Genomic DNA, 15508 nt, shown 5'->3' on the forward strand with positions numbered 1-15508 from the left:
CCGCCTGCGGGATGCGCGACGCGGCCCGTGCTCCGTTACGAGCGCGGCCAGGCGACGGAAGATGACGACCGGCTTGCCGAAGAGGTGCCGGTCGCCATGCATTTCGACGGGCGGCCGTTCGCGGTGATGATGGCGACGCCGTGCGATCTGGAGGATTTCGCGCGCGGGTTCGCGTTGACGGAAGGCAAGGTCGCTTCGATCGACGACATCGTGTCCGTAGAGGTGAGTGAGGTGCTCGAGGGGATCACGGTGGATGTGCGGACGGTGGGAAACACCCGTTCCGGCGATACGCGCCGCGGTGAACTCCCCGGGCGCAGCGGCTGCGGCATCTGCGGCAGCCGCGAGCTCGAGGACGTGGTCCGCCACCCGGGCCCCGTCGGTTCAGGCCCCACGATTACCCCCGCCGCCATCGAACACGCTCTCGAACTACTCCGCGCGTCGCAACCCATCAACGCCTTCACCGGCTCCGTTCACGCCGCTGCCTGGGCCCTCCCCGACGGCACGCTGATCCACGTTCGCGAGGACGTCGGCCGGCACAATGCGCTCGACAAACTCATCGGCGTCCTGCTGACGTCCCGCGTGGATACAAACGAGGGTTTCGTCGCGATCACCAGCCGGGCCAGTTACGAAATGGTGACCAAGGCGGCGGTCGCGGGCATCACCGTGGTGGTCGCTATCTCCGCGCCCACCGCGCTGGCGGTCCACCTCGCCGCGGATTGCGGCGTCACCCTGGTGGGCTTCGCACGACCGGGACGTTTCAACGTCTACACACGCCCCCAGCGCATCGTGTAATCAGCACCGACGCGTGACGCGCGATGGATCAGCCCCGGCGTCGACGCAGGCTGTCTTTCACGTCCACATCGAAACGCACCGTCGTCGCGACCGTATCGTATCCAGGGATATCGAAGACCAGACCGTCCTTGCTGGGCAGACGCGACTGCAAGTCTTCAAGCGCCAGCCGCGGTACTTCCATCCGCCACTCGTGTGCATTGCCCGACAGCCCACACACCACGGCGTCGGTCGCATCGACGGCGTAGCGCATGGTGAATACCGTGCCGAAGGCTGTCGAACCGAGCAACGCGACGTCCTGCAACAGTTCGCTCAGTTCGTCCTCGTCGATGCGCACGCGGATCGTGTCGTTCTCCAGTTGCACTCTCATGCGTTCGCCTCACGCCATTCGTCGGGGGTGTTGCAGTTGACCAGCAGGCGCGTGTCCAGTGTGTCGATCGCGAGTCGCGCCGCACCCAGACGGGATTGCAGGGCCGATACGGAGCAGGTCCTTCCGGGCTGCGTCATGAGTTCGGCCAGCGCCGTGCGCGAGGCGCCGTCGAGCGTCATGCGCATAGGCAACGGGTAGCCGTGCCACACCGTCGTGCGCTCTGAGCGGGCGGCAATCAGCGGCTCCAGCACGGATTGATTCAGCCGGGGCATATCCACGGGAACGACCAGCAGCTCGCCATCCGGCAGGTATTCCACCGCGCTGGCGATGCCGCCGACGGGTCCGCTGCGCGGCCACCGGTCAGGTATGCCGCCGGGCCGGTCGCCGCTCACCGCCACGATCGTCGCACCGACGGCGCGTAACGCCGTGGCAGTCCGTTGCAATAACGTGCGCCCTTCGATGATCAGCGACGCCTTGTCGGCCCCCATGCGCGAGGACAAGCCACCCGCCAGGATGAGGCCGACGATCACGGCGCATCCGCCGGATCGAGCGGCCAGGCGTCAGCCGTATCGCCGAATGCGTCGGCGGCGCTCAACCACACATCCGCCTGTGTAAATGGCACGATGCGATAGGCCGCTTGTGCCCGCATCAGGCGAATCGCTTCGAGGCCATCGACATCGCTGACGCATTGGCCAAGGGCAAAATGATGCATGCCCTCGCGCATACCGACGCTCTCGCTCACGCGAACCCGCTGCGACCGCTCGGCGCCGAGACCCGCCATGGCACGAAGTACCGGAGCGACGAAGAAACGATAGCCGACGGCCACCGCGATCGGATTGCCGGGCAAGCTGACCACCATGGGCCCGTGATCGAAGCGCGCGGCAAGCAACGGCTTACCTGGGCGCATGGCCACTTTGTGAAAAAGCGTCGTTGCGCCCAGCGAAGCCAGCGCCGAGGGAACGAAATCGAAGCGTCCCGCGGACACGGCTCCCGTCGTGACGATGAGATCCGCCCCGGCCTGGAGAGCGTTGCGCACCGCCTCGTGGAATGCGTCGCCGATATCCGGGACGCGACGACGGAACAGGAGCTCGGCGCCCCAGCGAACGAGGCTTGCCGCGAGAAACGGACCGTTGGAATCGTGGATGCCACCGGGCGGCAACGGACCGACGGGATGCAGTTCGCTGCCGGTGGTGATGATCGCCACACGTGGCCGACGGGCGACGTCGATCGTTTCGACACCCAGTGCCGCCAGCAACATGATGGCCGCCGCATCGATGCGCCGCCCGATACCCAACGCGAGGCTACCTGCCTCGATGTCGCTACCGGCCGCACGCACGTTCTGCCCGCGGCGTTCGTCGATGGTGAAGCGAACGATACCTCCGCTGCGCTCACACCGCTCGACAGGGACGACGGTGTCGAACCCGGCGGGCATCCGTGCGCCGGTGGCGATTTCGCAGCACTGGGCATCCGGATAGCCTTCGGCGCCGTCGCCTGCCGCGTGCATCGCCGCGATCGTATAAGTCGCACCCGCGGCGATCGTCTCACCCGGTGCGCGTAGTGCGTATCCGTCCATGGCGGCGTTATCGAAGCCCGGGAGGGACATCGGGCTGACGATGTCGGCGGCGAGAATGCGTCCTGCCGCCGTGTCGACCGTGACGCGCTCGCTCTCCAGCTGGCGGGATTCGGCAAGAAGGAGGGCGAGTGCGTCGGGGTAGGAAATCATGGGAGAAGGGTAACCCTTCGTGGGACGGAGAGCATCGGTGACAGGGCTGGCTCCCACCAGAAGGCGGGCGATCTGGGGGAGCGTGCCTCGGTCGATCCCAAATCCGTTGGGAGCCAGCCTGCTGGCGATGCTCCGCCAGCAGGCCCGCCCGCCATTTACGCCGAACGGCGCGACGCCTCCTGCACCGTCGCCGGGCGATACGCCTCGAAAGCCACCGTTGCCGACGCACGCCCCTGGCTCAGCGAACGCAACGCGGTGCTGTAGCCATCGAGCTGCGCCAGCGGCACGTCGGCTTCGATCTCGGTTCGCTCCTGCGTATCGGCGAGGTGGACGATCTGCCCACCGCGACGCTGCAGGTCGCCCAGTACGTCACCGACCGCCGCGCCCGGCGTCGACACCGACACGCGCATCACCGGCTCCAGCAGCACCGTACCGGTCGCTTCCAGCGCCGACTTCACCGCGATCTGGGCCGCTCGATGGAACGCGGCCTCGTTCGAGTCCACCGCATGGGCCTGACCGTCGAGCACGATCACTTCCGCACCGACCACCGGGTAACCACGCGGACCTTCGAGCAGTGCCGAATGCGCACCCTTCTCCACCGCCGACTGGAACTGCTTCGGAATGACGCCGCCGGTCGTCTTGTCGACAAACCGGTTGACATCCTCGCCGGTCGGTGCCAGAGACAGCACCACGCGTGCGTACTGACCGCTGCCGCCCGTCTGCTTGGCCAGTTTGCCCTCGACCGGGCCCGAGGCCTTCGCGGGGGTTTCCTGGTACGCCACGCGTGGAGAACCGGTGCGCACCTGCACACCCCACTCGCGACGCAGCCGCTCGACCATCACTTCGAGGTGCAGCTCGCCCATACCCCAGACCAGCGTCTCGCCGGTTTCAGGATCGGTGCTCACGCGGAAGGAAGGATCCTCCTGCGCGAGGCGCGCCAGGCCATTCCCGAGCTTGAGCAGATCGGCCGAGCGTTCGGGCGACAGTCGCCAGGACAGTACCGCCGGCTGCGCCTGGATCGTTTCCAGCCGCACGTGGCGATGCGAGTCCGACAAGGTTTCGCCTGTCGCGACGTCTTTCCAGCCGGCAATCGCGACGATGTCGCCCGCCTCGGCGGCCTCCACCGCTTCGGTATCTTCCGCACGCACGACCGCCAGGCGGCCGACCCGCTGCACGCGATCGGTGCCGCTGCGCCACACGGCATCGCCGACGTGCAGGCGACCCGAATACACGCGCACGAAGGCCAGCGGACCATGCGCCTGGTTGACTACCTTGAAGACGAGCGCAGCCAGCGGCGCGTTCGCGTCAGGGGCCAGCGAGACGTCGCCGTTATCGGTGTGCGCGACGACGGACGGGCGATCCACGGGCGACGGCAGATACGCGACGAACGCATCGAGCAATGGCTCGATACCGACATTGCGGAACGCCGACCCCGGCAATACCGGGGAGCCGAGGCCCGCCAGCGTGCCACGACGCAGCGCCGCCGTGAGGACGTCGGCATCGATCGGCTGTTCCGCCAGCCAGAGTTCGGCAAGCGTTTCGTCACGGTCCGCCACGGCGGCCACGAGTTCGGCGCGTGCGTCGGCATGGGCGGCACGTTCCGTCCCGTCCCAGCCGTGCACGCTCGGCGTGCCGTCGTCATCGAAACGCCATGTGCGTTCGCCGACGAGATCGACGAGACCGGTCATGTGCTCGCCCTCGATCACCGGACGCGCGACGACCCACGGATTGGCACCGAGTTTGTCGCGCATCTGTGCGACCACCGCATCGAAATCCGCGCCCGGGCGGTCCATCTTGTTGACGAAGGCCATCAACGGTACGCCATGCCGGCGCGCCTGGCGCCATACGGTTTCCGATTGCGGCTGCACGCCGGCGACGCCCGAGAACACGGTCACCGCACCGTCGAGCACGCGCAGCGAACGTTCGACCTCGATCGCGAAGTCGATGTGCCCGGGCGTATCGATGAGGGTCAGCCGATGCGGCTGGTCACCTTGCGGAGTCCAGTTCGCGCGCACGGCCGCGGCGCCGATCGTGATGCCACGCTCGCGCTCGAGCTCCATATGGTCGGTGGTGGTCGCGCCGTCGTGCACCTCACCGGTGCGATGGATCGTGCCGGTCTTGTAGAGAAGCCGCTCGGTGAGCGTGGTCTTGCCCGCGTCGACGTGCGCGATGATGCCGAGGTTGCGCCAGCGGCCGACGGGAATGGTGGTTTCGCGAGTGGTGGTACTCATGGCTAACGATGTCCTGATGGGATCGCCAGGGGCTCGAAGAAGAGGTTCCGAGCGAGGCACTCCCCGATCCGACGACCGCCGCCCCTGGCAGAGCAGGACGGGTCAGGATCGGGGGTCGCGGCTGTTCTTCATGACACGGAGACTCCGGTAAAGGCCTGGAAAAAAGGCGGGTTTGGCCGAATGCGAGGCAAAAAAAAGCACCCTTGCGGGTGCTTTCGAATCTTCGAGGCCGGGCGCCGTCTTACGACAGCGGTCCACCTTGCACGGAGCGCGCGCACCCGCGACGCGCCCCAGGGGCGATCGGTAGGTCGAGCATCAAATCGTGCTTGCAGCGGAACATGGTGTGGCTCTCGTGGTGAGGTGCGGATCTTACGCCTCGTCGGCGTTCTGCGCACTAGGTAGGGATGGTTGGTGAGGTTTCAAGGCCTTGCTGCGCGGGAATCGCCTTGCGCGGGAATCGCCGGCAGGGCCGGCTCCTACCTGTCTGCGGTGACCCGGGCGGGTTCCGCGGAGAGGTAGGAGCCGGCCCTGCCGGCGACGCTCTTCAAGGCAACGCGTAAGCCACCACGTAATCACCCGACTTGGTCCCCAGCCCGCTGTGCCCGCCGGCGGCGATCACCACGTACTGCTTTCCGCCGACCGAGTACGACATCGGATTCGCCTGTCCACCCGCTGGCAGACGCGCCTGCCAGAGCACCTTGCCCGTCCGCTCGTCCATCGCACGGATGTAGTTATCCGCCGTGGCGCCGATGAACACCAGGCCGCCCTTGGTGGTCATGTTGCCACCGATATTGAAGATGCCGGTGGGCAGCGGCGCGTTCGTATGCGTGCCGAACGGACCGGTGTCGCGCGTCGTGCCGAGCGGATGCTCCCAGACCAGCTTGTGGGTGACCAGATCGATCGCGGCGAGCGTGCCCCACGGCGGCGGATTGCACGGCACGCCGAGCGGGTTCAGCCACGGATGCACCTTGCCGACATAAGGCGTGCCGTACTGCGGTGCCAGACCGCCGCCGACCTTCGGCTCGTCACCGGTGCCGTCCCACGGCTTCACGTAGCCCTTCTGTTCCGCCGGCTGGCGCGGCGCGAGGCTGATAATGAAGGGGATGTAGTTCGCGTTGGCGATGATCAGCTTGTTATACGGATCGATCGAGGCGCCGTGCCAGTCGATCACGCCATCGAAGGCCGGATAGACGATCGTGTCCTTCAGCTGCGGCGGCGTGAACTGACCTTCGTACGCCGCCTTGCGGAACTCGATGCGGCACATCAGCTGATCGAACGGCGTCGCGCCCCACAGCGATTGCTCGGTGAGATCCTTCGGTGTCAGCGACGGCATGCCCACCGAGTACGGCTGGGTGGGCGACGCGAAGTCACCCGGGACCGTATCGGTCGGCACCTTCTTCTCGGCGACTTCGGTCACCGGCTTGCCGGTGCGGCGATCGAGTACGAAGAACTCGCCGCGCTTGGTCGTCTGTACCAGGGCGGGAATCGTGCCGCCATCGGGACCGGGCAAGTCGACCAGCGACGGACCCGTCGGTACGTCCATGTCCCACAGGTCGTGATGCGTGTTCTGGTAGGTCCACTTCGGCTCGCCGGTTTCGATATCCAGCGCGACCGTCGAACTCGACACCTTCTCGTCGAACGGACGACGATGGCCGCCGAAGTAATCCGGCGTGGCGTTACCCATCGGCAGGTAGACCATGCCCAGATCCGGATCGGCGGTGTACACGCCCCACGCGTTAGGCGTGCCGCGTGTCAGCTGATCGTTCGGACCCGGCGTCCAGTTCTGCGGATCGTGCCCGACGTCCCACGCCCAGACCAGCTTGCCGGAGAGCGGATCGAACGCGCGCACGGCACCCGACGGCTCGCCTTCCGCCTGATTGTCGTAGACCCAGCCACCGAGGATCACGCGATCCTTCAGCACCATCGGCGGCGACGTCACGAAGTGGAAGCCGGCCGGCACATGGCCGAGATACTGCGTCAGCGAAACGAAGCCGTGCTCGCCGAAATCCTCGCAGGGCTTGCCGGTATCGGCGTTGAGCGCGAGCACGCGGGCATCGAGTACCGGCGCGATGATGCGACGCGGACAATCGGTCTGCGTGCCCTGCGGCGCTTCGTAATACGCCACGCCGCGACAGGCCAGATAGACGTCCGCATCGGTATTGGCTTTGGGATCGAAGCTCCACTTCTTCGCACCCGTGGCGGCGTCGAAGGCGACCACCCAGCTATGGCCCGTACACACGTAAAGCGTGTCGCCGATCTTGATCGGGGTGTTTTCGAAGTTGAACTCGTGACCCGCGTCGGTACCGCCCTGATCCTCACCCGGACGCATGGTGTCGCCCGTCCGTGCCGTCCAGGCGACCTTGAGGTCTCTGACGTTGGTCGCGTTGATCTGGTCCAGCGGCGAGAAGCGATCGCCCCTGGGTGTGCGGCCGTAGAACTGCCAGTCGCTGTCCGGCACCGAGGCGTCGTGGCCATCCGCCATGTTTCGGATGACCGCTTCGCCCTGCGTGCCGACGGGCTGCATGAAACCCGCCACGCCGAGACCGACGCTGACGATAACGGCCACGATCACCGCGAAGGCGCCACCGCCCGAGGGAGTGAGCTTGCGACGTACCCAGGGCATGACGAGATAAATACCGAGCACCACCGGAACCAGCAGTCGCGGTTCCAGCTGCCAGCCCACGAGCCCGACCTCGGTGAACGCCCAGATGGCCGTCCCGAGCAGCACCACGGCATAGAGCCAGAGTGCGCTGGCCGAACCGCGCGCGAGCAGGATGCCGGTCGCTACGACCGCGGCGCCAGCGATGAGGTAGTAGAACGAGCCTCCGAGAGCCGCGAGCCACGCTCCGCCTCCCACGAGAAAGAGACCGAGAAGCGCTATGACCACGCCGGTGATACGGGGCGGCCTGCGTGAATAAAGAGTGGACGGCATTTTATGACTCCGGTGGGTGACGCGGCAGGGGCGCGTCGCGTCGAAGCCGCGGTTCGCGCAAATCATAGCCATGGCAGGTATATGCAGCGTCTACATCCGGCCGGTCACAATGGGGCATCCCCCGATGGAGTATTCGCATGCGCTACATCAAGCTCGGCCGTACCGGCCTGGATATCTCGCCGCTGGTGCTCGGTTGCATGACTTATGGCGTTCCCGACCGCGGAAACCACGCCTGGACGCTCGATGAAGAACAGAGCCGGCCCTTCATTCGCAAGGCGCTGGACCTGGGCATCAACTTCTTCGACACGGCGAACGCATACTCCGACGGCACGTCCGAAGAGATCGTCGGACGTGCCCTGAAAGATTTTGCGAAACGCGACGAGGTGGTGATCGCCACCAAGACCTTCTTCCACTGGCGCAAGGGACCGAACGGCGGCGGCCTGTCGCGCAAGGCGATCTTCCATTCGGTGGACGACTCACTGGCCCGCCTCGGCACCGACTACATCGACCTGTTGCAGATCCATCGCTACGACCAGACCACGCCCATCGAAGAAACGCTCGAGGCGCTGCATGACGTGGTGAAGGCCGGCAAGGTCCGCTACCTCGGCGCCTCGTCGATGTATGCGTGGCAGTTCGCGCAGATGGTTTACACCTCGAGGATGCATGGCTGGACCGAGTTCATCAGCATGCAGGATCACTACAACCTGCTGCAGCGTGAGGAAGAGCGCGAGATGATTCCGTTCTGCATCGATGAGCACATCGCGGTGTTGCCATGGAGCCCGCTGGCACGCGGACGGCTGACGCGCGACTGGGACGAGGGCAGCGACCGGCAGAAGAGCGATGTCTTCGGCGGCACGCTTTACAACGCCACGGAAGACTCGGATCGCGCCATCGTCGCGGCGGTGAAGAAGGTGGCCGATGCGCGTGGCGTGCCTCGTGCGCAGGTGGCATTGTCGTGGGTGGCGCATCGTGACGGCGTGACTGCGCCGATCGTCGGGGCGTCGAAGCCGCAGCATCTCGATGATGCGGTGGCGGCGATCGATCTGGAGCTGACCGAGGAAGAGACGGCAGCTTTGGAGGAGGCTTATACGCCGCGGGCGATCGCAGGGTTCGCGTAAGCGTTGCTTGCGGCAGTTCGGCTATGTTGTTGCCATACGGCGGTCTCGCCGCGCCATCGCCTGTTCGATCACATCCGCGGCCGGCGACGCGCCTCGCTCGGCCCGGATGACTTCAGCCGCGCGCTGGGCACGCAAGGCCACTCCCTCGTCGGTCAGAAGCACGCGCAGCTTCCCCGCCGCCCGGTCAGCGCGGTAACGCGAAGCGGGCAATACATCGCCCACACCCAGCCGAAGCACACGCGCCGCATTGTCAGGCTGATCGAAGCCATGCGGCACCACGAGCGCCGGACACCCCGCGCGCAAACTCTCCTGCGTCGTGCCGACACCCCCGTGGTGTACCACCGCGGAAGCGCGCGGGAACAGCGCACCGTGTGACGCGTATTCCACAGCCATCACCCCGGCTGGCAACGTGTCGGGCAAGCGCGCGCGCATCTCGGGCGAGCCGGTGAGCAAGACGGCACGACGTCCGAGCGCGCCTGCCGCCGCCATGCTCTCGCGAAGGAAGGCCTCGCCCGCGTGCACCGCCGCCGATCCCAGCGTAAACACGATCGGCGCGTCACCCGCGTCGAGAAACGCCGACAGCTCCGGGGGAAGGGTTTCGTTGAAGGGCGAGTAACGGCAATAGCCAGTGACCACGCTGTGCGCCGGGGCATCCTGCGGCGCGTGACCCAGCAACGGCGAATACATCGCCAGCACACCATCGCGCGCGTGCTGTCCGCGATGAAACGGATCGCCCCACACCGACACCGGCGCCAGACCCAGCGACTGCCGGAAGCTGCGCACGGCACGTGTCCACGGTGCGGTCACCCGCTCGCCGATCCGGCGCACCCAGGCGCCACGACGCGGCGACGCACGTAAGAAACGGTCGAGTCGCGCCATGCCCGTCGCCGGCGGATCGAAAGCGGAAAGGAACACCGCGGGCGACAGGACGGCGGACAACCACGCCACGCGTGTCGTCTCGCCCAGAATCTGGCCGGCGAAGGCGAGCGTCGAGGTGACGATCGCATCGGCCTCCAGACATACCGGCGCCAGCGCGCGGTAGCTCGCCGCGACATCCTCCGCAGCCAGGTCACGTACGACGAAGCGCGGACCGCGCAGCGGATGGAACGCCCGGGCAGCGAAGGCGGCCTTGTCCTCGGGCTCCGCGATCCCGCTGGCAAGGACGAACCTCAGCCCGGCCTCCGCCACCGCCTCGCGATGAATCGCATGGGCACCGATGGTGACCCGATGGCCCCGCGCCACCAGCTCCCGCCCCACGGACAGGAACGGAAACAGGTCACCCTGCGATCCCACCGTCGCCATCACGATGTGCCTTGCCGCCATGCCTTACTCCCGATGCCCTGGCGCATCGTCGCGGGCGACATGTCGACGCGATGCATGCCTGGCTCGTTGACCTGCCCCGTCCGTAGGGCTAACCTCTGGGCCGCCAGCGGTCTTTATCTCTCTATTCGAATAGAAGGATAAAAGCGAAGAGGGAAGCCGGTGAGAATCCGGCGCTGCCCCGCAGCGGTATGTGGAGACGAGCGCGTCATCAGCACTGGATCGATGGCGATCCGGGAAGCGACACGCAAGGCGGCACCCAGGTGCCACATCCACGAGCCCGAAGACCTGCCGCCGGCCTGGGCGCGCGTGCCGTCATGGGTGCGTGTGCCCTGCCCGACCTGGGCCGTCGCGTTCGCGCGAGGGTCCGGTTCGCCCGCGGGGGCGAAGGTCGACGGCAAGCCGCATGACGCCTTCACGCTGCCGCACCTTCCGTGTGGCAGTGCACGTGCGTCCGCGACGAACCGCCCTTCCCTCCTCTTTGCCACGAAGAGGAATCATCCACATGCCACACGTTACCTACCCCGGTTTTCCCCGCATCGGCCGACGCCGCGAACTGAAGCGAGCGCTGGAAAGTCACTGGAGGGGTGAAACCAGCGCCGACGACCTGCTCACCGTCGCCCGTCAGCTCCGCGAACGCCACTGGCGCCTCGCGCGCGACGCGGGAGCCGACAGCGTTCCCGTCAACGACTTCTCGCTTTACGACCATATGCTCGATGCCGCCGTCGCGGTCGACGCCATTCCCCCGCGCTACCGTGGACTCCATCAGCGCGATCCGCTTGCCGGCTATTTCGCCATGGCACGCGGCCGTCAGGACGGCGAAGTCGACCTGCACGCGCTGGAGATGACCAAGTGGTTCGACACCAACTACCACTACATCGTCCCCGAGCTGCAGGCGGGCCAGTCGTTTGCCACGCGCGCCGACAAGGTCGTCGCGGAATATCGTGAAGCCATCGCACTCGGCCATGCGGCGCGCCCCGTACTCCTCGGTCCGCTGACCTTCCTCCGTCTGGCCAAGACCGTCGACGGCAGCGATCCCCTCGCGCTGCTCGACGCGTTGCTGCCGGCGTGGAGCGGTTTGCTCGATGCGCTCGCGGACGCGGGTGCCGACTGGATCCAGGTCGACGAACCGGCCCTCGTGCTCGATCTCGAGCCGGACTGGCAGGCGGCCTATCGCGGCGCTTATGCCGCCATCGGTGAACGGTCGCGTGGCCGCATCCTGCTCGCGACCTACTTCGGCGAGCTCGGCGGCAACCTCGAACTGGCGGCGTCGTTGCCCGTCGCCGGCCTGCATGTCGATCTAGCGCGCGCGCCCGGGCAACTGGATGCCGTGCTCGACGCGCTTCCCGCCGGTCGTGTGCTGTCCGCCGGCGTGCTCGACGGCCGCAACATCTGGCTGAGCGACCCGTCCGCCATCGCGCCGCGCATCGCCCGCGCACGCGAGCGCCTCCGCGACGAGCGTTTGTGGCTGTCGACGTCGTGCTCGCTGCTGCACGTGCCCATCGATGCGTCGGAAGAAAGGCACCTGCCGGGTTCGATCGGCGACTGGCTGTCGTTCGCGCGGCAGAAGATCGCCGAACTGCGACGCTACGCCGATGCCGCCGTCGGCGACGAGACGGCGCAGCTCGCGCTCGCGCGTCAGCAAGCGACGGTGGCGGCGCGTCTGCTTTCTCCCGACGTGCTGCGCGCCGACGTGCGGGCGCGCGTGCGTGGACTGACGCCCCAGTTCGGACAGCGCCGCTCGGCCTACGCGTTTCGCGCGAATGTGCAGAAGCAGCGCTTCGGCCTGCCCAACCTGCCGACCACCACCATCGGCTCGTTTCCGCAGACCACGGAACTACGCCTTGCGCGTGCCGCGCATCGCTCGGGCAAGCTTGACGACGAGGCTTATACGGCCGTGCTTCGCGAGGAGGTGCGGCGCGCCGTGACGTTTCAGGAAGAAGCCGGCCTCGATGTCCTCGTGCACGGCGAGCCCGAGCGCAACGACATGGTCGAGTACTTCGGCGAACAGCTGCAAGGCTACGCGTTCACGTCTCTGGGCTGGGTGCAGAGTTACGGCTCGCGCTGCGTCAAGCCGCCGATCGTCTTCGGTGACGTGGCGCGTCCCGCCGCGATGACCGTCGCCTGGTCCGCATACGCCCAGTCCCTGACCGCCAGGCCGATGAAGGGCATGCTCACCGGTCCGGTGACGATGCTGCAGTGGTCGTTCGTACGTGACGATCTCCCGCGTGCCGAGGTGTGCCGACAGATCGCCCTGGCCTTGCGTGACGAGGTCCACGATCTCGAAAAAGCCGGCATCGGCATCGTGCAGATCGACGAGCCGGCGCTGCGCGAAGGCCTTCCCCTCCGCCGGGGTGACTGGGCCACCTATCTGGACTGGGCGGTCGACGCGTTCCGGATTACCGCGGGTGGCGTCAGCGACTCGACCCAGATCCATACCCACATGTGCTACTCGGAGTTCAACGACATCATCGAGGCGGTCGCCGCGATGGACGCGGACGTGATCTCGATCGAGACCAGCCGCTCGCGGATGGAGCTGCTGGACGCCTTCACACGGTTCCGCTACCCGAACGGGATCGGACCCGGCGTCTACGACATTCACTCCCCGCGGGTGCCCGGCAAGGAGGAAATGGCCGATCTGCTGTCCCGGGCGCTCCAGGTGCTTCGTCCGGACCAGCTCTGGGTCAATCCCGATTGCGGCCTGAAGACCCGCGGCTGGCCCGAGGTAGCTGAGGCCCTGACCGGGATGGTGGCCGTGGCCCGGGCGGCCCGCGAACGGCTGGCGGAGGTGGCCTGACGGAAAAAGGGGCACCGTGTCCCCGCGCTGTTGGCCTTTCGCGCGCGGGGCGCGCTCCTACACGGCGGCTGTCGTAGGAGCGCGCCCCGCGCGCGAAAAGCCAACAGAGCGGGCGGCACCCCCCTCCCAACCCCCTCATACCCCTTCCCGCGCTGAACATCCATGCAATCGTCACCCGCCGGGGGTACCCTTGCCGCTGCAAACCGGCGACGGGGCGTGTATCATGGCGCGCCCCATTTATCTCTTTATCCGTAAAGAAGGATATATACCCTCGATGAGCAATTTCCTCTTCACCTCCGAGTCGGTCTCCGAAGGCCATCCGGACAAAATCGCCGACCAGATCTCCGACGCCGTTCTGGACGCCATCCTGGCCCAGGACCCGCGTGCGCGCGTGGCCTGCGAGACGCTGGTGAAGACCGGTGTCGCCATCGTCGCGGGTGAGATCACCACCAGCGCCTGGATCGATCTGGAAGCGCTGACCCGTAAGGTCATCCTCGACATCGGCTACGACTCCTCGGAAGTCGGGTTCGACGGCGAGACCTGCGGCGTTCTCAACCTGATCGGCAAGCAGTCGCCCGACATCAACCAGGGCGTGGACCGCAAGAAGCCGGAAGAACAGGGCGCTGGCGACCAGGGCCTGATGTTCGGCTATGCGACCAACGAAACCACCGAGTACATGCCGGCGGCGATCCACTACGCGCATCGTCTCGTCGAGCAGCAGACCAAGGTCCGCAAGAAGAAGAACTCGCCGCTGCCGTGGCTTCGCCCGGACGCCAAGAGCCAGGTCACCCTGCGCTACGAGAACGGCGAAGCCGTCGCCATCGACGCCGTCGTGCTCTCGACCCAGCACGATCCGGACGTCAAGCAGAAGGACCTCATCGAAGGCGTGCGCGAGCTGATCCTCAAGCCCGTGCTGCCGGCGAAGCTCCTGCACAAGGGCACCAAGTTCCACATCAACCCGACTGGCAAGTTCGTCATCGGCGGACCGGTGGGCGACTGCGGCCTGACCGGCCGTAAGATCATCGTCGACACCTACGGCGGCTGGGCCCGTCACGGTGGTGGCGCGTTCTCGGGCAAGGATCCGTCCAAGGTCGACCGTTCGGCTGCCTATGCCGCGCGCTACGTCGCCAAGAACATCGTCGCGGCCGGCCTCGCCGACCGTTGCGAAATCCAGGTCAGCTACGCCATCGGCGTCGCCGAGCCGACCTCGATCTCGGTGACGACCTTCGGCACCGGCAAGATTCCCGACGAGAAGATCGAGAAGCTGATCCGCAAGCATTTCGACCTGCGCCCGTACGGCATCATCCAGATGCTCGATCTGGTCCACCCGATGTACCAGCCGACCGCCTCCAACGGTCACTTCGGCCGCAAGCCGTACGACGTCACCGACAAGAACGGCAACACGTTCACGGCGTTCTCCTGGGAGAAGACCGACAAGGCTGACGTCCTGCGCGACGCCGCCGGCCTCGGCGCGACGGTTGCTCGCCGCAAGTAAGTTTTGTGCGACATGCGATAAGTTTTGTGCGACATGCGATAGGAAACGGGCGCCTTCAGGCGCCCGTTTTCGTTCAGGAACTTCAGAAAGTTGCCGCCGGGGTCACAATGCTTTCATGGCTGGAATGAGACATCTGACAGCCGTTACCGTGCTACCGGAGAATCCATGATGTCACGCACCCTGCCCCGCCTCATCGCGACCGCGCTACTCGTGGCCGCCGTTCCTTTCGCCGCCCATGCGCAGGACGACGCCAAGCAGACCGATTCCAAGGGCGGTACCCCGACCGATGCCGGCTTCGTCACCAACGCCAGCGGCGCAGGCCTGGCCGAAGTGGAGCTGGGCAAGATCGCCGTGACCAACGGCGGATCGGCCAGGGTGAAGTCGTTCGGCCAGCACATGGTCGACGACCACACCAAGTCGGGCGAGGAGCTGAAGAATCTTGCGAGCGGAGACCGCGGCTATGCCACCGCCGAGAGCCCGCCGCCCGCGAACCAGAAAGACATCGACGCGCTGAAGCGCCTCAATGGCGCGGCGTTCGACAAGGAATACGCGAAGGTAGCTGTCGCCGATCACGAGAAGGCCATCGCCATCTTCGAGGTCGAGGCCGAGAAGGGCTCGAACAAGGAACTGCAAGCCTTCGCTAAGAAGACCCTGCCGACGCTGAAGCAACATCTGAAGATGGCTCGGGCGCTGAACAGCGGAAAGTAAGACCTGTAGGAGCGCGCCTCGCGCG

11 protein-coding genes and 1 riboswitch are annotated in these 15508 nt (G+C 66.5%); of the genes, 5 read left to right on the forward strand and 6 right to left on the reverse strand.

The features are described 5' to 3' along the window. Positions 1-27 precede the first annotated feature (27 nt). On the forward strand, positions 28-792 hold the full coding sequence (gene fdhD, locus FA85_RS06955; RefSeq protein ID WP_343122850.1) for a formate dehydrogenase accessory sulfurtransferase FdhD: 765 nt from the start codon (positions 28-30) through the stop codon (positions 790-792). Between the two features lie 28 nt (positions 793-820). Here the strand turns inward: fdhD and FA85_RS06960 are convergent, their stop codons facing one another. The 5 genes from FA85_RS06960 to FA85_RS06980 all read right to left on the reverse strand — a co-directional run bounded on the left by FA85_RS06960 (position 821) and on the right by FA85_RS06980 (position 8045). Then, on the reverse strand, positions 821-1159 hold the full coding sequence (locus FA85_RS06960) for a hypothetical protein (RefSeq protein WP_139382633.1): 339 nt from the start codon (positions 1157-1159) through the stop codon (positions 821-823). After that, a complete protein-coding gene (mobA, locus tag FA85_RS06965) occupies positions 1156-1689 on the reverse strand; it encodes a molybdenum cofactor guanylyltransferase (RefSeq protein ID WP_036110376.1) in 534 nt (177 codons plus the stop codon). Before mobA ends, FA85_RS06960 begins: the two co-directional genes overlap by 4 nt. Next, a complete protein-coding gene (locus tag FA85_RS06970) occupies positions 1686-2882 on the reverse strand; it encodes a molybdopterin molybdotransferase MoeA (RefSeq protein WP_051943309.1) in 1197 nt (398 codons plus the stop codon). The genes mobA and FA85_RS06970 overlap by 4 nt, the downstream gene beginning before the upstream one ends. 155 nt (positions 2883-3037) lie before the next feature. Further along, positions 3038-5113 carry an elongation factor G gene (gene fusA / locus FA85_RS06975; protein ID WP_036110372.1) on the reverse strand — a complete coding sequence of 692 codons (2076 nt, stop codon included), beginning with the start codon at positions 5111-5113 and terminating at the stop codon, positions 3038-3040. 544 nt (positions 5114-5657) lie between these two features. Next, positions 5658-8045 (reverse strand): membrane-bound PQQ-dependent dehydrogenase, glucose/quinate/shikimate family, encoded by a 2388-nt coding sequence (locus tag FA85_RS06980; RefSeq protein ID WP_036110370.1) that lies wholly within the window; start codon positions 8043-8045, stop codon positions 5658-5660. A gap of 137 nt (positions 8046-8182) precedes the next feature. Here FA85_RS06980 and FA85_RS06985 point away from each other — a divergent pair, with 137 nt between their 5' ends. Then, complete coding sequence (locus FA85_RS06985; protein ID WP_036110367.1) at positions 8183-9163, forward strand: aldo/keto reductase; 981 nt, start codon at positions 8183-8185, stop codon at positions 9161-9163. Between the two features lie 21 nt (positions 9164-9184). Here FA85_RS06985 and FA85_RS06990 read toward each other — a convergent pair whose 3' ends face one another. Continuing rightward, positions 9185-10486, reverse strand: a complete 1302-nt coding sequence (locus FA85_RS06990; RefSeq protein ID WP_081907360.1) for a glycosyltransferase — start codon at positions 10484-10486, stop codon at positions 9185-9187. A gap of 90 nt (positions 10487-10576) precedes the next feature. After that, positions 10577-10793: riboswitch (cobalamin riboswitch) on the forward strand. A gap of 195 nt (positions 10794-10988) precedes the next feature. Here FA85_RS06990 and metE point away from each other — a divergent pair. The 3 genes from metE to FA85_RS07005 all read left to right on the forward strand — a co-directional run bounded on the left by metE (position 10989) and on the right by FA85_RS07005 (position 15483). Further along, complete coding sequence (gene metE / locus FA85_RS06995; RefSeq protein WP_036110361.1) at positions 10989-13280, forward strand: 5-methyltetrahydropteroyltriglutamate--homocysteine S-methyltransferase; 2292 nt, start codon at positions 10989-10991, stop codon at positions 13278-13280. A 274-nt stretch (positions 13281-13554) separates the two neighbouring features. After that, positions 13555-14775, forward strand: coding sequence for a methionine adenosyltransferase (gene metK / locus FA85_RS07000; protein WP_036110358.1), 1221 nt, complete (start codon positions 13555-13557; stop codon positions 14773-14775). 165 nt (positions 14776-14940) lie between these two features. Then, positions 14941-15483, forward strand: a complete 543-nt coding sequence (locus FA85_RS07005; protein ID WP_051943305.1) for a DUF4142 domain-containing protein — start codon at positions 14941-14943, stop codon at positions 15481-15483. The last annotated feature ends 25 nt before the right edge of the window (positions 15484-15508 follow it).

Origin of the sequence: Luteibacter mycovicinus (assembly GCF_000745235.1) — a bacterium.
In the GTDB taxonomy this organism is placed as follows: Bacteria; Pseudomonadota; Gammaproteobacteria; order Xanthomonadales; family Rhodanobacteraceae; genus Luteibacter; species Luteibacter mycovicinus.